Raw genomic sequence first — 17,144 nt, 5'->3', positions numbered from 1 at the left:
GCGCGGCAAAAGATTCCGGGTCGCCCCGGCGGAGACCGGGGCGGCGAGCGGCAGACGGAGGGGGAGCGGCGCCACACTCGCTTGCCGCGCCGCAACCGGCGCCCTACTGTCGAGAGATTCCGGACACGAGGGTTTCCATGCGCTTCGAAGGCACCAGCGGCTATGTGGCCACCGACGATCTCAAGGTCGCCGTCAACGCGGCGATCGCGCTCGAACGCCCGCTGCTGGTGAAGGGCGAGCCGGGTACCGGCAAGACGGTGCTGGCCGTCGAGGTCGCCAAGGCGGTGGGCGCGCCGCTGATCGAATGGCACGTCAAGTCGACCACCAAGGCGTTGCAGGGGCTGTACGAGTACGACGCGGTGTCGCGCCTGCGCGACAGCCAGCTCGGCGACGAGCGGGTCAAGGACATCCGCAACTACATCAAGCGCGGCAAGCTGTGGGAGGCGTTCGTCGCCGACGAGCGGCCGGTGTTGCTGATCGACGAGATCGACAAGGCCGACATCGAGTTCCCCAACGATCTCCTGCAAGAGCTCGACCGCATGGAGTTCTACGTTTACGAGACCGGCGAGACCGTGCGGGCGCGCCGCCGGCCCATCGTGGTGATCACCTCCAACAACGAGAAGGAGCTGCCGGACGCTTTCCTGCGCCGCTGCTTCTTCCACTACATCCGCTTCCCGGATGCCGACACCATGCGGGCCATCGTCGACGTGCACTTCCCGGGCATCAAGCCGCGGCTGGTGTCGGAGGCACTCAAGCTGTTCTACGAGATCCGCGACGTGCCGGGGATGAAGAAGAAGCCGTCGACCTCGGAATTGCTCGACTGGCTGAAGCTCTTGATGGTCGAGGACATCGGGCCGGAGACGCTGCGCGAGCGCGACCCCAAGCGGCTGATCCCCCCGCTGCACGGGGCGCTGCTCAAGAACGAGCAGGACGTGCACCTGTTCGAGCGCCTCGCCTTCATGGCGCGGCGGGAGGGGCGGTAACGGAGATCGGCACAGGCGCGAAACCGTCCCGACCGCCACCGGCGTGACGGCCGTCGCCGGCATCGCGGTCGACACGGCCTGGTCGCGACTACTCTGCCGGCGGCCCGAGAAAGTCCTCGATCGCGACCGTCAGCCCGGGCGGCTCCAGCGCCAGCGGTCCGCCCGCCGACAGGCGCGTCTCGATTAGGTCGCCGTCGCCGCGACGGTGGTGGATGACGATCCGGCGCTCGGTATCGACGATGAGATAGTGATGGATGGACGGGACACGGAAGTAGCCAAGGAGCTTGTCGCGAAGATCCCGGATCGCCGTGCCGGGCGACAGCACCTCGACGACGACGACCGGAGCCTCCACCACCAGGGTGTCGTCGGGAAGACGGGCGCCGCAATACACGAGAGCATCCGGCTGAAACGTCGTGTGCTCTTCGATGCGGACGAGGACGCTGTTGGGAACGACATGACACGATCCGCAGCCGGCTGCGATCGCGCGGTCGAGTGCGCCGACGACCCGGTAGATCGTTGTCCCGTGGCCCAGGCGTTCCGACGCCATGCCGACGACCGCCCCGTCCAGCAGCTCCCATTTTCCCTCGCGGCCTTCCGCCCAGGCGAGGAAATCGGCGACCCGCATCTTCTGCCGCTGCACGACCGTCATGGCCGGAGCGTAGCACGACTTCGACCGGGTGCCCACGGGCGCCCCAGCGTCAGGCGACGATCGCGGTCTCGATCAGCTGCGCCTGCGCATACCGCCGCAGCAGACCGGCGACGCGGTCGAGCGCCGCCGGCAATCCGTCGGCACCGCCGAACGCGGTGACGACGAGGAGGATGCGGCGGGTCGCCGCCGTCACCATGGCGCGCTCGGAATCGCTCGTCGGGCTGCCGAACGGCCCGGCCGCATCGACATAGACGGGCAGCCCCTCCAGATTCAGCACGTCCTTGCCGATCCCCTTGTAGATCTCGCCGGCCACCGCCACCCGCATCACCACGGCGTCCCCGTCGATGCGGTCGCGATCGTAGACGCCGAGCGACTGCCGGCTCTCGATCGACACCAGGTTGTTGATGTCGACCACCGTGTTGATGCGATAGAGCGCGAGCCCCTTGAGGATGCGGCGCAGCAGCGCCTCCTGCGAGCCGCGATAGCGGGCCGGGTCCTTGCCGAAGGTCCGGTAGGCGCGGCGCAGCGCCTGCACGGCCGGCAGCGTCGCGATGCCCTCGATCGTGAGGGCGGCGCGGACGGCGTCCGCACAGGCGTCGAGCTCCGCCCCGAGGGCGACGTCGTCGATGCCGTTCACCACGTCGGCGGTGACGACGCCGAGCGCGAGCCCCGGACAGGCCGCCCTCACGGCCGGATCGATGCTGATCGAGAGGGACGCGCCGGGGACGGTCATGGCGGAACTCCGAAAGCGGCCGTGGACGACCGCTCGCACATGCCCGTCATCGACCTGCTCGTCCAGTGGCCACGAGTCCCGGGGTTGGACCGATCGCCGCGGACGCTCCGCCGGCGTTCACGATCGTGCATGGTCGACGGGGACCGCATCGAAGCTCAGCCGTCCCGCCGCCGACACGATGGCCTCGGCAAAGTGATCGGCGAACGCGGCCTTGTCCCACCGTGACAGCTCCGAGGAGACGTGGACGGCGGCGATCGGCTTGCCATGGGAGTCCGTCACGGCCGCCGCGATGGCGATCTCGCGCGCGACCGCCTCGCCGGCCACGACGGCATAACCATCGGCGCGCGCCGTGCGCACGGCGTCGAGGATGAGTGCGGGAGAGGTCAGTGTCATCGGGGTCCGGCGATGGAGGGTCGATGTCTCCAGCACCCGGAGCACCTCGTCGTCGGAAAGCTTGGACAGCATGGCGCGCCCGCCCGCCGTGCAGTAGGTCGGCATCCGCCGACCGACCAGCGACATCGGCAGCTCCCATTCGCCCTTGCCGGTCAGGCGCATGGCGTAGACCAGATAGCTGCCGGCGAACAAGCTGAGATTGATCCGCTCGCCGACCTCGCGCCGCAGCCGCATCAGGACGCGATACGCCCGCTCCATCAAGGCATTCGAGATCAGGAAGTTGTAGCCGAGCTCCAGGCATTTCGGCGTCAGCTCCAGCTTGTGGTCGGCGGTCTGCCGCAGATAGCCCGCGCTGACGAGCGTGGCGGCGCACCGCTGCACGGCGGACTTGTCGAGCCCCGTGTCCCGCGCAATCCCTGCCAGGCTCGTTCGCCGCCTGTTCCGCGAGATGACCTCCAGCACCAGCAGGGTGCGCTCCGCCGACCGGATGGCGAGCGTCTGTTTGTCCGGCGGGGCCACATCGGTCATGGGGTCGCCACTGCGTGTTCCGTATCGCAGCCCGATACGGCCTGGGGACGCGCCCGGTTCGCCTGGCTTAACGTCGCCCCTGCTCCGCGTCACACGAAAGGCAGGCGGCAGTGCTCGATGAGCAGGCGATCCTGAGCTATCTCGAGGCCAGCGGTCCGGGACTGCTGGATCTGCTCGAACGGCTCGTGAACATCGACTCGTTCTCGGCCGACAAGGGCGGCGTCGACCGCGCCGGGGATGTCCTGACGGCATTCTACCAGTCGCATGGCATCGCGATCCAGTCTCGGCGAAGCGACACCTACGGGGATGCGCTGATTGCCCGGCTGGGGACCGAGGCGCGCCCGGTGCTGCTGATGGGCCATCGCGACACGGTCTTCCCTCCCGGCGAGGCGGGGCGACGGCCGTTCCGCATCGCGGGCGGCAAGGCGACCGGCCCCGGCGTCAACGACATGAAGGCGGGCCTGGCGTCGATAGCCCTGGTGATGGCCGCCTTCCGATCCTGCTGCTCCTCACCCCCGCCGCTCTGGTCCCTGACCACCGGGGACGAGGAGCTGGCCTCCCCGTTCTCCCGGCCGATCATCGAGGAGCTCGCGGACGGCGCCCGGGTGGTCTTCAACGCGGAGCCGGCGCGCGCCAACGGCAACGTGGTCACGTCCCGCAAGGGCGGGCGCTTCATGCTGCTCGAGCTCGAAGGCAAGGCGGCCCATGCGGGCGTGAACTTCTTCGACGGCGCCTCGGCGATCCACGCCATGGCGGCGAAGATCGTGCGCCTGTCGCAGGCGACGGACAGGCGAACCGGCACCACGTTGAATGTCGGCCTGGTGCGCGGCGGCCAGACGGTGAACACCGTCGCGCCGCGCGCCGCCTGCGAGATCGACCTTCGGTTCGCCAGTCCGGCCGCGCGGGATGCCGCGATCGCCCATATCGACGCCGTGGTGGCGGAGCGCGAGATCGAAGGAGTCTCGGCGACGCTCCACCTCAAGGGCGAATTCCTGCCGATGGTCGCCACCGAGCGATCGCTCGCGCTGTTCGATCTCTACCGCACGACCGCCCGCGATCTGGGCGTCGCGCTCGACGGTGAGTTCACTGGCTCGTGCGCCGATTCCGGGTTCACGAGCGCGCGCGGTGTCCCCACCCTGTGCGGCGTCGGCGCCGTCGGTGACGGCTCCCATACGCCTGACGAGTTCGTCCACGTCGATACCATCATTCCGCGCGCCAAGATCCTCGCACTGACGATTTGCCGCGTACTCGCCGGTTCACACAGCAGCCCGTGGGAGTGACGACATGTCCGGTACGATCGCCATCGACGACAGGACGAGAAACCGCGCCCTCGCCGGCGGCATCTGGGGCACGATCGTCGAATGGTACGACTATGCCATCTATGGGTTCCTGGCGACGATCATTGCGCGCAACTTCTTTCCTTCGGAGGACGAGACCACCGGCCTCCTCGCCGCGTTCGCGACCTTCGGCATCGGATTTGTCGCGCGCCCCCTCGGCGGAATCCTGATCGGCCGTATGGGAGACGTGGTGGGCCGCAAGTCGGCGCTCATCACGACGCTGTTCATGATGGCGGTATCGACGGTGGCCATCGGGCTGCTTCCGACCTACGCCGCCATCGGCATCTGGGCCCCCACCTGTCTGGTCGTCCTGCGACTGTTGCAGGGGTTCTCGGCCGGCGGCGAATGGGGCAGCTCCGCCGCCTTCATCGTCGAGTGGGCTCCGCAGGAGCGCCGCGGCTTCTTCGGCAGCCTGCAACAGGTCAGCGTCGGCCTGGGCCTGCTCCTCGGCTCCGGCACCGCCGCGCTGCTCTCGACCGTTCTCACGGCCGAGCAGATGGGATCGTTCGGCTGGCGGATTCCGTTCATCATCGGCGGCGTCCTGCTGCCGATCGGCATGTACCTCCGCAACAATGTCGACGAGACGCCGATCTTCCGCGAAGAGCACGCCCACGCCGCGAAGGCGCCGGAGAGCACCACCCGTCTCGCCGTCAAGGCGTTCGCGCTGACGATCATCTGGACGGTCGGCTTCTACATCGTGCTCACCTACATGCCGACCTTCACCGAGCGGCAGGTGGGCCTGAGCAAGACGGAGGCGCTGTGGTCGAACACCCTCGGGCTGCTGTGCTTCGCCCTGGTGATCCCGCTGATGGGCCATCTGTCCGACCGTGTCGGCCGCAAGCCGGTCCTGATCGGCTCCGTCGTCGCCTTCCTGGTGCTGGTCTATCCGCTGTTCACGCTGATGCTGACGGCCAAGTCGCTGGCCGCGGTGGTCGCCGTACAGCTCGTGCTCGCCGTCATGCTGGCGGCGTTCTCGGGTCCCGGGCCCGCGGCGCTGGTCGAGATCTTCCAGACGGCGGGTCGGGCAACCTGGATGTCGACGGCCTACAGTCTCGCGGTCGCCATCTTCGGCGGGTTCGCACCCTACATCTCGACCTGGCTCATCAAGGTCACCGGCACTCCGATCGCGCCGACCTTCTACCTGATCGGGGCCGCCATCGTGTCGTTGGCGGCGGCTTGGTCGCTGCGCGAGACGGCATTCGAGAAGCTGAAGTGAGGAGATCCTCATGCCACGTCACATCGCCTGTCTCACATTCGATTTCGATGCGTGGTCCGGGCTCACGGCGCGCGGGCTGACGACGCCGACCCCGGTGTCGCGCGGCGAGTTCGGCGCGGTCGCGGTGCCGCGCATTCTCCCCCTGCTCGCGAAGCACGGCATCACCTCCACCTTCTTCATCCCGGGCATCGTGATGGAGACCTATCCGGAGATCTGCAAGGCGGTGCACGAGGCCGGGCACGAGATCGGCAATCACGGCTGGACGCATGTGCCGCCCGCGAATCTCAGTGCCGAGGACGAGGAGAGAGGTCTGCTGCGCGCCGGTGACGCCATCGCGCGGCTGAGCGGCCGGCAGCCCCGCGGCTACAGATCCCCGTCCTTCGACCTGAGCCCGGTCACCGCCGAACTCCTGCTGAAGCACGGCTACGTCTACGAGAGCAGCATGATGGGACATGACTGCCATCCGTACCGGGTCCGGATCGGCGACAAGCTCCAGCCGGAGGGGCCGCTGCTCTTCGGCAAGCAGACACGCCTCATCGAGATGCCGGTGAGCTGGAATCTCGACGACTTTCCGCATTTCGAGTTCTTGCGCATGCCGACCCAGCTGATGCCGGGACTGATGCCGGCGAGCGCGGTGCTCGGCAACTGGGTGGACGACTTTCGCTACATGCACGAGACGGAGGAGTGGGGTGTACTCACCTTCACGTTCCACCCCTACGTGATCGGCCGGGGACACCGCATGATCTTTCTCGAAAAGCTGATCCTGGCCCTGAAGGACATGGGCGCGGTGTTCACGACCCTGGAGGCGGCGGCCACGGAGTTCGACAAGCGGAACGCGGCACAAGACATCTGACACGAAGCCCGGCTGATCGATTCGGTGGTCGTTCCGGACGCCGCGAAGCGGCTGTCCGTAATCCAGCCGAGAGCTCCGCGTGTGCCGCTGGAGTCCGGGTTCGCGGTTTCCCGCGCCCCGGAATGACGCCGCGCTGATCACCCGAACACGTATGAGCGCCGGCCGCGCCGGCGCGGCGGGCCGGCCGTGTCACGTCCGGATCGATCGAGAGACGCCGGGGGTGTCCCTCGGCGAGGGTGGACGGTACGGTGCCGGCCGGCCCGTCGACGAGACGGGCGCGGGGTGTCGTTCGGCGGTGACGTGATGCCGTCGCAGCCCCATCGTCGATGGAACGAGCTGCGTGCGCACCCCTCTCGCCTACATGGCCGCGGCGATCGCCGAGATCGCCGGCTGCTTCGCCTTCTGGGCCTGGCTTCGCCTCGACAAGCCGGCCTGGTGGCTCGCGCCCGGTATCCTGTCGCTGTTGCTGTTCGCCTGGCTGCTGACGCTGGTCGAGAGCGCGGCGGCGGGGCGCGCCTATGCGGCCTATGGGGGCGTCTACATCGTCGCTTCGCTGGCCTGGCTGTGGTCGGTCGAAGGGGTCCGGCCCGACCGCTTCGATCTCCTCGGTGCCGCCCTCTGCCTCGCCGGCGCGGTGGTGATCATCGCCGGCCCGCGCTGAGGCGCTGCGCACCCTCACCCGCAGGGTGGGATCTCGGCGGCGAGGTCCCGGCCCGGCATCGCGTCACGCAGGTCGACGTCGCGCATGAGCGGGAAGAAGGCACCGTCCGGCTCCGTGCGCAGATAGGTGGTGAGCAGAACCTTCGACGGCAGCGCGCCGGTGCGGCAGCCGTCGGCCGCGACGCCGAGGCCGAGCGAGCCGCGCCCGCCCGCCGCCTTGCGGGCCAGTTGCGCGGCCCGGAACTCCGTCATCTTGGCGACGTCCGCGGGCGCCAGCCGGAACGCATGAACGGCCGCCCCTTTCGAGACCTCGCCCCGCAACGAGACGAACTCGCCCGGATCGGCCGGGTCGGCGAGCACGAACTCGCGCGTCTCGGTCGCCCCGTCGATCGTGGTCGTGAGCTTCAGCCGCACCCCGTTCGGCCGCGGCCGAATGCCCTCCGGCAGCTTCACGGCGACCCGCAGGGCGGCCGGATCGACGGTGGTGAAGTCGGTGCGGGCGAGCTTCACCATGGAGGCGACCGGCATCGTGGTGCAGCCGCCCGCGAGCAGCCCGTACACCGCGAGGAGCGCAGCGCCGCCGCGGCGGAGCCGGGGGGAGCGCAGCCCGCCGAGACGCGCGTCCGGCGGACGGGAGGGCTTGGCAACGCGGTGGCCGAGAACCGAACCCAGCATCATGAAGACCTCGATTGACGATCATGAATTATTGTTTTACATTAATTCATCATCGCGCCTTGATCAACAAGGTCATCTTAATGAGGTCGTCCATGCCCCCTGCCTCTCCGGCCCCTGCGGACGCCGCCGTCACCGCCGCCCAGGTCCGGCTCGCTCGCCTGTCGCGACGCATGGAGTGGGTGACCACCCTCGGCATCGTGCTGATCGTGGTGCTGATGGGGCTCGCCGTCGCGATCCCGGACTGGAGCCGCAACCTGCTGACCAGCCGGTTGGGCCAGACCGGCGCCGGCCTGCCGATCGAGCCGGGCGGGCAGATCGCCGTCGCGCTGATCTACGCCGTGCCGGTCGGGCTGATGGTGTGGGGCCTGTGGCACGTCCGCGCCCTCTTCCGCGACTTCGCGGCGGGACGGATCTTCACCATCGAGGCGGCGCGGCACCTGCGCCTGTTCGGCCTGTCGGTGCTGCTGCAAGGCCCGCTCGGCCCCCTCACGGCGACGCTGCTGGGGCTCGCGCTGTCGCTCGGCAATCCGCCCGGCCAGCGTCTCCTGGTGCTCACCCTGTCGATCAACGACTATGTCGCGCTGGTGGTCGGCGGCGTCATGCTGGCCATCGCGGCCGTGCTGCGCGAGGCGGTGCGGCTCGCCGACGAGAATGCGAGCTTCATCTGACGATGCCGATCGTGGTCAATCTCGACGTCATGCTGGCGCGCCGGAAAATGCGCTCCAAGGAGCTGGCCGAGCGCATCGGCATCACCGAGCAGAACGTCTCGCTGCTGAAATCCGGCAAGGTGAAGGGCGTGCGCTTCGACACGCTGGCCCGCATTTGTGCCGTGCTGGATTGCCAGCCCGGCGACATCCTGGAGTTCCGGCCCGGGCCGGAGGACCAGGACGGCGGCACCGCCGGCGACTGAGCGGCCGCCTGGAGCGTTTTCCGGCAAAGTGGAACCCGGTTCGCCGTCGAAAATGCGATCACGCAAGGGCATCTGGAGCGGAACACGATCCAGTTGGATCGGGTTCCGCTCTAGCGACCGCCGGCGCGGCCGTGGCGTCCGTCGACCCCGCGCGGTCGGGCGGGCCGCGCCTCGATGGGAGGCTCGTCGGCGGGCCGCTCGTCGACAAGCCGCTCGTCGACACGCCGAGATGCCGGTGCCGCCGCGCCGCCCGGCTCGGCGGCCTTGGCGCGCCGCCAGTCGAGCGCATTCGGCGGCTCCGGCACCGCGACGGCCCCGAACGAGGGGTCCGCATAGGTCCGCCCGCCATAGCCGGCCGACGCCGGCGGACGCGGATCGTGCTCGGCCGCCGGGCCGGGGGTCGACCGCTCGGCCCCGCCCCCCGTCACGGCGCGCGCCTCGTTCCAGGCCGGTGGCGGCGGCGCATCGGCGCCGTCCTCGCCGCGCCGATAGAGCGGCAGGGCGGCGGCGCGGCGCTTCTGATCGCGGCGGCGGGCAAAGCGCGCCTCGACCGCCTCGCGGCGGTTGCGCACCCGCATCCGCGCCTCCTGCACCAGCCGGCCGGCGAGCCCGCCGGCCCACACCAGGTCCCACGGCTCGAACGCCCGCCAGGTGTCGTCGTTCTCGACGATCGCCCGCGCGATCAGGTTGCCGGCGATCGCCGTGGTGTTGAGCCCGTGGCCCCCGAACGCGCCGGCCACCCACAGGCCCGGCGAGATCTCGCCGATCTGCGGCATCCGATGGATCGCAAAGCCCATGGTGCCGGCCCAGGCGTGGGTGAACTCCACTGGCCCGAGCTGGGGAAACACCGCCGCGACGGCGGCGCCGAAGCCGTCGACCACCCTGCGGGCGTCGCCCGGGAAGCAGGTCCCCTCCCCGCACCACAGCAGCCGGTCGCCATCGACGACGCGGTAATGGTGGTTGGCGTAGCGCGAATCGCTGATCGCGCCCGCATAGCCGATCGCCTCGCTCAGGCGCTCGCCGAGCGGCGCCGTCACGCCGATGTAGCTCGTCAGCGGCATGACGGTGGCGGCGAGCGCCGGCATCAGCGCGCCGAGCTGGACGTTGCCGGCGAGCACGACATGGCCGGCCCGCACCTTGGCGGCCGGTGTGGTGACTCGCTTGCGGACACCGGCCGGGTCGATCTCGCAGGCCGGCGTTCCCTCGAAGATGCGCACGCCCGCCGCTTCGGCGGCGGCCGCAAGCCCAAGGGCGTAATTGAGCGTATGGATGTGGAAGGCGTCGGGGAAGTGCAGCGCATGGAAGTAGGCGTCGCTGCGCAGCACCTCGCGCACCTGGTCGGCCGACCAGCCCTCGACCGCGGCGCCGAGCTCGCCGACCAGGATGTTCAGGGTCTCCTGCATCTCGCCGAGATCGTCGATCTTCGACACGTCGAGCCAGCCGCGCCGCGGCTCGACACCGGCCAGTGCGTTCTCGCGGATGACGGTGCGCACATAGGCGGCCCCGGCCTCCGACAGCGACCACAGGCGCCGTGCCTGCACGGCCCCCACCCGCTCGATCATCACGGCGGGATCGCAGGCGAAGCCCGGCAGCACGAAGCCGGCGTTGCGGCCCGAGGCGTTCCAGGCGACCCGCCGCGCCTCCAGCAGCACCACCGACCAGCCGAGCCGGGCGATCTCGAACGCCGTGGTGAGCCCGGCGAGCCCGGCCCCGATCACGCACACATCGGCATCGACGTCGAAGCCGAGCGGTGGCCGCTCCGGTGCCGCGATCGCCGTCGCGGCGTACCAGCTTCGCCCATAGTCCTCCGCCACCCGCTCGTCCATGCTGCCTCTCTCGCCGCCGCCGGCGCACCGGGCACGCTCTCGACCCGATGCTTCCGGCCGATCGTCGCACCCGCATTCGTCCGGACCGTATCCGGCTTTCCCCACCGGCCGTCGCGGCCTAGACTTTGTGCGACGCCACAAGATATTTGCAAGCCATGCGCCGCCTGATTCTGCTTCGTCACGCCAAGGCCGACCCGCCCGTCTCCGGGACCTCAGATCATGCCCGGCGGCTCAATCCCCGCGGCATCGTCGCCGCCGACCGCATCGGCGCCTACATGGCGAAGCACCATTTGGTGCCCGACGGCGTGCTCTGCTCCACCGCCCAGCGCACCCGCGACACCTGGGCCCGGGTGGCCCAGCAGCTCGGCGCCCCCCCGGCCGCCACCTTCGAGCGCCGCATCTATGATGCGCCGCCCGAGCGCCTCCTCGCTCTCCTCCAGGACGCACCGGCCGAGGCCCACGCCGTGCTGGTGGTGGGCCACAATCCGGGCCTGCACCAGCTCGCCATCCTCCTCATCGCGGCCGGCGACGTCGAGCAGCGCGAGCGCCTGCGCGAGAAGCTTCCCACCGGCGGCCTGGTGGTGATCGACTTCGCGGTCGACGGCTGGGACGAGGTCCATCACGACGGCGGCCGCCTCGATCGCTTCGTCTCGCCGCGCAGCCTGGACGACGCGACCGACTGATCCGGCCGCCTCCCTCGCCCGGAAGCCCTTCCTTTACGGCCCGTTAAGCCAAATTGCTCAGATTTAACCGACCGCTTCCCGCAATCCGGGAACCGGCCGCCGCAGCAGCACGTTGCAGCCGAACAGGGCGAAAAAGCCGAGCGTGAGGGATTCGCTCCCGGCGTTTTCGCAATGGCGGGGTCTCGCGATGGAACCGCGGGGCTGAAGCCGCGTTGTATCGGTGCTCTAACCGTTCCGGTGGTTGCTGTGCGATGACCTTCAAGATCGACCATACTCCCTTCGACGAGAGCCGGGAGCTGGACTGCATCGAAGCTCGCCGGCAAAGGCTCGCGATGCCGTTCGACGCGCGCGAACTCGACAAGCTGCCGCAGCCGACCGACGACGATCCGCCGTATCGGCCCTGGTGGGTGGTGGATCGCTCGTGAGGCCAAACGGAAGCCGGGCGCGGGGGACGACCCGCTTCGCGCCGACAGGCGAATCGGATATTGGATTGACAGTTCTGGACGTCATGGCGGCGGGTGCCCTTGGGGTATCCGCCGTTTTGTTGCCGAGCCGGCTGCCTAACGCTCAGGTCCGCCGGTTGCCGGCTCCGTCATCTGGCGGGGCACGGCCCGCGGTGGCACAGCCCATCCCGCGGGGCATGGCTCACCGCGTCTCGCCGTCCGGCGGGTCGCGCCTTCGGTGCCGCAGCGTCTCGCATCCCGTCTCCGCCTCACCTGTTCCATGCGCGTTCAACGACTCCAGCCACACGAGGACTCCATGATGCGTCATGCAATGACGGCAGGAGCGGCCCTGCTCGCCCTGACCGCGATCTCGGCCACAGCGGCGTCGGCCCGGACACCCTACGACGGAGCATGGAGCGTGCTGATCATCACCGATCGCGGCACCTGCGACCGCGCCTATCGCTACAGCGTGCAGATCGTCGACGGGATCGTGCGCTATGCCGGCGAGATGGGGCTCGACTTCCGGGGCCGGGTGGGACGCGGGGGCGCCATCTCGGTCAGCGTTGCGTCGGGCGGCTCGCGCGCCGACGGGCGGGGGCGTCTCAGCCAAAGCTATGGGGGCGGCACCTGGCAGGGCCAGGGCTCGACCGGCGCGTGCTCGGGGCGCTGGAGGGCCGAACGCCGCTGACGGCCGCGGCCGGCGCCGGCGGACAGATGGCCGCTCTTCGGTCGAGCCTTCTCGAGGCGGAACGGCGCCGAGTATAGGGGCGTTGAGCCCCTGACCGCCGCGTGCGGTCCGGGGCGCCCCTGGGGCCAGCTCCGGCCGTCCGCCCCCCCCTCACACCGCCCCAAGGAGGATGCCATGCCGCGCCTCGCCGCCTCTTGGCTCGCCGCGGGATTGCTGGCCTGGCTGGCCGGCCTCGGTCCGGTCGCGGCCCAGAGCCCGCAGCCGCCGATCTCACCCGACCGGCCGGCGCCCGGCAGCTCGGCCACCCCGGCCCCGCCGGCGAGTCGTCTCGACTGTCCGCCGGGTGTCGATCCCAACCGCGCCCCGACCGTCGGCCGCGACGGCGCCGGAGCGGCGGGCGGGACCACCGGCTCGGCATCCGGCCAGAGCCTCAGCGAGCAGCTCGCCCACACGGGCGGCGTGGTCTGTCCGCCGGCCGGCACCGACCCCGGTCTGGTGGAGCCGCCCCCGGCCGGCGGCGCCCTCAAGGTGATCCCGCCGCCCGGCACCCCGGGCGGCGAGCCGGGGCCGCAGCCGAAGTAGCTCGGACAGCCGTCGGGACCGGCGCGCACGCGCGACCGGACCCGCCCCCTCGGGACCCCACAAAAGAGAGCCCGCGCGATGCGCGGGCTCGACCGGGCTTCGGAGATCGCGGCATCAGCGGCGACCTGGGCGGTCGCCATACCGGCGTCAGCCGGCCGCGCGCGCCTTCATGTTGACGCTGCCTTCCGCCATGGCGGTGAGCTTGGCGTCGGTGGCCTTCTCCTCCTCGAGGTTCTTTTCGAGCACGCGGGCACAATCGTGCCGGCCGAGCTGCTTGGCCCATGCCACCAGCGTGCCGTAGCGGGTGATCTCGTAGTGCTCCACCGCCTGCGCGGCGGCGATCAGGGCGGCGTCCATCACCTTCGGATCGTCGACCTCGCCGACCACGTCGTCGGCCTCCTCGATGATCCCGTCGATCGCCGGGCAGTCGACCCCGCGCACCTCGACGCCGTGCATGCGGAACACCTCCTGCAACCGCGCGATGTGGTTCTCGGTCTCGCCCAGATGCGCCTTGAACGCCTGCTTGAGCTGGCTGTCCTCGGCCTTCTCGATCATCTCGGGCAGCGCCTTCACGATGCGATTCTCGGCGTAGTAGACGTCCCGCAGCGTATGCACGAAAAGATCGTCCATCGTGCGGATATCCTTGGAGAAAAAGCCCATGAGCGGTGATCCTCTGCGGCTGTGTCGGGAGGGTGGGGAAGCGGGCGGGTGCGGCCCTGCCGCTTCGCCGGGTGCCGGCCCCCTGCGCGCGGGCGCGGCTCGTCGAACCAACGGCGCAACCAAGGGGCGGTTCCGGCCGCCATCGCGGCGCCGCGAACGCCGCGCAGTTTGACCTTGATCAAGGTTGTGGACGTCAATCCCGCTTTACAGTCCGCGCCATGAACAGTGTCATCGCGCTCGCCGAACGAAACGTTCCCCGCTACACGTCGTATCCGACCGCGCCGCACTTCACGCCGACGGTCGACGCCAAGACGTATGCGGGCTGGCTCGCCGCCATGCCGGCGGGCTCCACCCTGTCGCTCTACATCCACGTGCCGTTCTGCACGGACATCTGCCTCTACTGCGGATGTCATACCAAGGCGGTGCGCCGGGCCGAGCCGCTCGACGCCTACACGGACCGCCTGGTGCAGGAGATCGGCCTGGTCTCGGCCACCGTCGGCAGCCGCAAGGTGGTGCATATCCACTGGGGTGGCGGCACGCCGTCGATCCTGGGCAAGGACCGCCTCGCCCGCATCGTCGCCAGCATCGAGGCGTCGTTCGACCTCTCGGAGCTGCGCGAGCACGCCATCGAGCTCGACCCGCGCCGGCTCGACAAGGAGCTGGCCCAGGGCCTCGCCGCCATCGGCGTCACCCGGGCGAGCCTCGGAGTGCAGGACTTCTCGCCCCATGTCCAGGAGGCGATCGGCCGAATCCAGCCGTTCGAGACGGTGCGCGACGCCGCCGCCCTGTTGCGCGAGGCCGGCATCGAACGCATCAACATCGACCTGATGTACGGCCTGCCCCGCCAGACCATCGCGGATGTCGAGCGCAGCGCCAGCTTGGCGGCGTCGCTGCATCCGGCCCGCCTGGCGCTGTTCGGCTACGCCCATGTGCCGTGGTTCAAGGGCAACCAGAAGCTCATCGACGTCGCCGCCCTGGCCGGGCCGGGCGAGCGCATCGAGCAGGCGCGGGCCGCCTCGCGCACGCTGGCGAGCCACGGCTACGTGCCGATCGGCCTCGACCACTTCGCGCGGCCCGACGACGATCTCGCCACCGTCCAGCGCGCCGGCCGGCTGCGCCGCAATTTCCAGGGCTACACCACCGACGAGGCGGACGGCCTGATCGGCTTCGGCGCCAGCGCCATCGGCAAGCTGCCGCAGGGCTTCATCCAGAACGCCGTCGACATCGCCGGCTACTCGCGCACGATCGAAAGCGGCTCGCTCGCCACCATCAAGGGCGTGGCGGTGTCGAGCGACGACGTGCTGCGGGCCGAGATCATCGAACGGCTGATGTGCGATCTCGGTGTCGATCTCGACACCCTGCCGGCCAGCAAGCTGACCGACAGCCTCGACACCAGCTTCGGTCGCGAGCTGCACGATCTCGACGGCCTCGTCGCCGCCGGCATGGTGCGCATCGACGGCCGCCGCATCAGCATCACCGAGGAAGGGCGCCCGTTCGTCCGTCTCGTCGCGGCGGCGTTCGACGCCTATCTGCCGCAGAACCGCTCGCGCCACTCGGTGGCGGTATAACGCGCGCGGCGCACCGCCGACCGCGTCGCCGTCCCGGCGGCCGCGAGAGGCCCTGCACAGCAAGAAAAAAGGCCCGCTCGCGCGGGCCTTTTCGTTTCGGGTCGGTTCGGCCGTCGGCGCAGGGGAACGACCGTTCTTCGAAGACGGCCGATCAGGCGGCGCGGCGTCCGCGGCGGCCATTGGCGCCGCCGGAGCGCGCCGCCTTGGTCCGCGCCCCGCCCCGGGCGGCGCTCGCCCCCGCACTCTTGCGGGCCGGCGCCTTGCGCGACGCCTTCGGGTTCACCGACTTCTTCGCCATCATGGTGAGCTTCTTGTCGGTCGCCACCTCCTCCTTGAGGGTCTGGGTCAGGAGAGTGGCCACGTCCTTGCGGCCGAGCTGCTTGGCCCACGCCACCAGCGTGCCGTAGCGGGTGATCTCGTAATGCTCGACCGCCTGGGCGGCGGCGATCAGGGCGGCGTTGAGAACCTCCTTGTCCTCGATCTCGCCGGCGATGTCCTCGGCCTCCTCGATGATGCCGTCGATCGCCGGGCACTCGGTGCCCTTGGGCTCCTGATCGAGCTTCTTGAACACCTGCTCGAGCCGCTTGATCTGCTTCTTGGTCTCGGCGAGATGCTGCTTGAAGCCGCGCTTGAGCTCGACGTCGGCGGCCTTCTCCATCATCTCGGGAAGCGCCTTCTCGATCCGGCATTCGGCGTAATAGATGTCGGCCAGCTGATGGACGAACAGGTCGTCCATGGTGCGGATCTCTTCGGAAAACATCGCCATTCTGGAGGCTCCTTGGGGCAAGCCCGGGGGGTGGTGCGACGGCCGTTCGGCGGCCGCGGTGACCGCGCGTGCGGGCGTCGCGACCTCTCGTGCGGTCGCCGCGACGGCCGCAATCTGGCCACCAACGACGCATCGATGGCGCAGGTTCCGTGATCGGGCCGGCGAACGAGTTGAATCGCTGGCGGAAATGCGCAGGATGCCGGCTCGCGCCGCGAGTCGTTCGTGGCGCCCGCATGCCCGAACGAACCGATGTCCGACCATTCCCCCCTTCCTCTGCCGCGCGTTCTCGTGCTCTGCGTCGCCATCGTGGGCGGCGTCATGATGGCCGTGGTGGCGCAGCTCGCGCTGATGCGGCTGGGGCTCGATCTCGGCGCCCTGTGGCGCGACCTGATGGGCGCCCGCAGCGGCCAGATGCGCGCCGCCTTCGCCTGGTGGGCGATCGCGCTGGTCTCCTTCGTGGCCGGGCTCGCCATCGCGGCCGCGATGCGTGGGCTCGCGGCGGCGGGCATCCGCTCGCCGGCGTTGTACGGAATCGCCGGCGCGGCGCTCGTCGCCGGGCTCGCGGTGGCGGGGCGGATGGCGGCGGCGCCGTCCGATCTCGGTCCGGGCGCCAGCGCGATGCTCGGACTCGCCTCGCTGACGGTCGCCGGCCTCCTGGCCCTGCTCGGCGCCTATTTCGCCACCCGGCGCTGAGCGCCGCGGCCGACGCGGCTGACGGGCGCCCCGCTCACATTTCCGTCAAGAGACGACGATCATAAAACGAACACCGCGCGCGTGTTAGCGTTGAGGAGGTGCGACTGTGCCCCGAGTCGGCCCCCCTGCGGCCGTGCGGAGCGAGACGGTCGGACCCGACGGGCGCAGTGATCCGCTGCGCCGCCATCCACGACAGGGGGCGAGATGCGAGCGAGCGCGGTGACGTCGCATTCGATCGAAACGAGATCGGTCGAAACGAGATCGATCGCGTCGGCGCCAGCCCTCCGCGGCGACCGCC

At 70.1% G+C, this 17,144-nt stretch carries 19 protein-coding genes and 1 pseudogene; 13 read left to right on the top strand and 7 right to left on the bottom strand.

The window, feature by feature from the left end; translation table 11 throughout:
• The first annotated feature begins 137 nt into the window (after positions 1-137).
• A complete protein-coding gene (locus ACFQUV_RS05480) occupies positions 138-983 on the top strand; it encodes a MoxR family ATPase (RefSeq protein WP_129609676.1) in 846 nt (281 codons plus the stop codon).
• 88 nt (positions 984-1,071) lie between these two features.
• Here ACFQUV_RS05480 and ACFQUV_RS05475 read toward each other — a convergent pair whose 3' ends face one another.
• The 3 genes from ACFQUV_RS05475 to ACFQUV_RS05465 all read right to left on the bottom strand — a co-directional run bounded on the left by ACFQUV_RS05475 (position 1,072) and on the right by ACFQUV_RS05465 (position 3,286).
• Complete coding sequence (locus tag ACFQUV_RS05475) at positions 1,072-1,632, bottom strand: Uma2 family endonuclease (protein ID WP_378394329.1); 561 nt, start codon at positions 1,630-1,632, stop codon at positions 1,072-1,074.
• 49 nt (positions 1,633-1,681) lie between these two features.
• Positions 1,682-2,365: a B3/4 domain-containing protein gene (locus ACFQUV_RS05470; RefSeq protein ID WP_129609674.1), complete on the bottom strand. Its 684-nt coding sequence runs from the start codon at positions 2,363-2,365 to the stop codon at positions 1,682-1,684.
• Positions 2,366-2,482: 117 nt separating this feature from the next.
• A complete protein-coding gene (locus ACFQUV_RS05465) occupies positions 2,483-3,286 on the bottom strand; it encodes an IclR family transcriptional regulator (protein ID WP_165363993.1) in 804 nt (267 codons plus the stop codon).
• A gap of 110 nt (positions 3,287-3,396) precedes the next feature.
• On the opposite strand from ACFQUV_RS05465, the gene ACFQUV_RS05460 reads away from it, so the two are divergent.
• The 4 genes from ACFQUV_RS05460 (at position 3,397) to ACFQUV_RS05445 (ending at position 7,353) form a co-directional block, all read left to right on the top strand.
• A complete protein-coding gene (locus ACFQUV_RS05460; protein WP_244601625.1) occupies positions 3,397-4,566 on the top strand; it encodes a M20 family metallopeptidase in 1,170 nt (389 codons plus the stop codon).
• 4 nt (positions 4,567-4,570) lie between these two features.
• A complete protein-coding gene (locus ACFQUV_RS05455; protein ID WP_129609672.1) occupies positions 4,571-5,839 on the top strand; it encodes an MFS transporter in 1,269 nt (422 codons plus the stop codon).
• Between the two features lie 10 nt (positions 5,840-5,849).
• On the top strand, positions 5,850-6,692 hold the full coding sequence (locus ACFQUV_RS05450) for a polysaccharide deacetylase (protein WP_207211511.1): 843 nt from the start codon (positions 5,850-5,852) through the stop codon (positions 6,690-6,692).
• Between the two features lie 340 nt (positions 6,693-7,032).
• Positions 7,033-7,353 (top strand): YnfA family protein, encoded by a 321-nt coding sequence (locus ACFQUV_RS05445; protein WP_129609670.1) that lies wholly within the window; start codon positions 7,033-7,035, stop codon positions 7,351-7,353.
• 14 nt (positions 7,354-7,367) lie between these two features.
• Here the strand turns inward: ACFQUV_RS05445 and ACFQUV_RS05440 are convergent, their stop codons facing one another.
• A complete protein-coding gene (locus ACFQUV_RS05440; RefSeq protein WP_244601624.1) occupies positions 7,368-8,030 on the bottom strand; it encodes a hypothetical protein in 663 nt (220 codons plus the stop codon).
• 89 nt (positions 8,031-8,119) lie between these two features.
• Between ACFQUV_RS05440 and ACFQUV_RS05435 the strand changes: the two genes are divergently transcribed.
• Both ACFQUV_RS05435 and ACFQUV_RS05430 read left to right on the top strand, forming a co-directional pair.
• Positions 8,120-8,695: a DUF2975 domain-containing protein gene (locus ACFQUV_RS05435; RefSeq protein WP_129609669.1), complete on the top strand. Its 576-nt coding sequence runs from the start codon at positions 8,120-8,122 to the stop codon at positions 8,693-8,695.
• Between the two features lie 2 nt (positions 8,696-8,697).
• Positions 8,698-8,937, top strand: coding sequence for a helix-turn-helix transcriptional regulator (locus tag ACFQUV_RS05430; RefSeq protein ID WP_129609668.1), 240 nt, complete (start codon positions 8,698-8,700; stop codon positions 8,935-8,937).
• Between the two features lie 110 nt (positions 8,938-9,047).
• Here ACFQUV_RS05430 and ACFQUV_RS05425 read toward each other — a convergent pair whose 3' ends face one another.
• Positions 9,048-10,763, bottom strand: a complete 1,716-nt coding sequence (locus tag ACFQUV_RS05425; protein ID WP_129609667.1) for an FAD-binding oxidoreductase — start codon at positions 10,761-10,763, stop codon at positions 9,048-9,050.
• Between the two features lie 155 nt (positions 10,764-10,918).
• Here ACFQUV_RS05425 and ACFQUV_RS05420 point away from each other — a divergent pair, with 155 nt between their 5' ends.
• The 4 genes from ACFQUV_RS05420 to ACFQUV_RS05405 all read left to right on the top strand — a co-directional run bounded on the left by ACFQUV_RS05420 (position 10,919) and on the right by ACFQUV_RS05405 (position 13,159).
• The gene (locus ACFQUV_RS05420; protein WP_111388489.1) at positions 10,919-11,446 is read left to right on the top strand and encodes a histidine phosphatase family protein; all 528 of its coding nucleotides are present in this window, start codon (positions 10,919-10,921) and stop codon (positions 11,444-11,446) included.
• A gap of 251 nt (positions 11,447-11,697) precedes the next feature.
• Complete coding sequence (locus tag ACFQUV_RS05415) at positions 11,698-11,871, top strand: hypothetical protein (RefSeq protein WP_155481099.1); 174 nt, start codon at positions 11,698-11,700, stop codon at positions 11,869-11,871.
• A 334-nt stretch (positions 11,872-12,205) separates the two neighbouring features.
• Complete coding sequence (locus ACFQUV_RS05410) at positions 12,206-12,577, top strand: hypothetical protein (RefSeq protein ID WP_378394323.1); 372 nt, start codon at positions 12,206-12,208, stop codon at positions 12,575-12,577.
• Positions 12,578-12,751: 174 nt separating this feature from the next.
• A complete protein-coding gene (locus ACFQUV_RS05405; RefSeq protein ID WP_129607652.1) occupies positions 12,752-13,159 on the top strand; it encodes a hypothetical protein in 408 nt (135 codons plus the stop codon).
• Between the two features lie 147 nt (positions 13,160-13,306).
• Here ACFQUV_RS05405 and ACFQUV_RS05400 read toward each other — a convergent pair whose 3' ends face one another.
• A complete protein-coding gene (locus ACFQUV_RS05400; RefSeq protein WP_129607651.1) occupies positions 13,307-13,819 on the bottom strand; it encodes a ferritin-like domain-containing protein in 513 nt (170 codons plus the stop codon).
• A gap of 218 nt (positions 13,820-14,037) precedes the next feature.
• Between ACFQUV_RS05400 and hemN the strand changes: the two genes are divergently transcribed.
• Positions 14,038-15,387: an oxygen-independent coproporphyrinogen III oxidase gene (gene hemN, locus ACFQUV_RS05395; RefSeq protein WP_129607650.1), complete on the top strand. Its 1,350-nt coding sequence runs from the start codon at positions 14,038-14,040 to the stop codon at positions 15,385-15,387.
• A gap of 265 nt (positions 15,388-15,652) precedes the next feature.
• Here hemN and ACFQUV_RS05390 read toward each other — a convergent pair.
• Positions 15,653-16,153 (bottom strand): annotated as a pseudogene (locus tag ACFQUV_RS05390) (ferritin-like domain-containing protein); the annotation flags it as partial.
• Between the two features lie 249 nt (positions 16,154-16,402).
• On the opposite strand from ACFQUV_RS05390, the gene ACFQUV_RS05385 reads away from it, so the two are divergent.
• Positions 16,403-16,846 (top strand): hypothetical protein, encoded by a 444-nt coding sequence (locus tag ACFQUV_RS05385; protein ID WP_129607648.1) that lies wholly within the window; start codon positions 16,403-16,405, stop codon positions 16,844-16,846.
• The last annotated feature ends 298 nt before the right edge of the window (positions 16,847-17,144 follow it).

The organism is Rhodoplanes sp. P11 (genome assembly GCF_964266735.1).
Lineage (GTDB): Bacteria > Pseudomonadota > Alphaproteobacteria > Rhizobiales > Xanthobacteraceae > Rhodoplanes > Rhodoplanes serenus.
This window is presented reverse-complemented; position numbering and strand designations above follow the sequence as displayed.